Source organism: Rhizobium ecuadorense (assembly GCF_001187535.1).
GTDB classification, from domain to species: domain Bacteria; phylum Pseudomonadota; class Alphaproteobacteria; order Rhizobiales; family Rhizobiaceae; genus Rhizobium; species Rhizobium ecuadorense.
Genome location: NZ_LFIO01000066.1, coordinates 1 through 210, shown reverse-complemented (window position 1 = coordinate 210; position 210 = coordinate 1). Strand labels below are relative to the sequence as shown.

At 53.8% G+C, this 210-nt stretch carries 1 protein-coding gene; it reads left to right on the top strand.

Going from position 1 to position 210, the window contains the following annotated elements; all coding sequences use genetic code 11:
• The coding region (locus AF337_RS03045) for a COG4315 family predicted lipoprotein (RefSeq protein WP_483150611.1) at window positions 1-210 on the top strand (210 nt) is incomplete at both ends.

Genomic DNA, 210 nt, shown 5'->3' with positions numbered 1-210 from the left:
GCGTTAACTGCTTTAACCGGGTCTGCTTTTGCGGCCGAGCCGGCCAAGATGGTCGAGACTAAAATGGGCAAGGTCCTGGCCACTGAAAAAGGCATGGTGCTTTACACATTCGACAAAGATACAAAAGGCAAATCCAACTGCGATAGCGATTGCCTGAAAAAGTGGCCGGCGTTCCACGCTGGAGCCAAGGCCAAGGCGGAAGGCGAATGG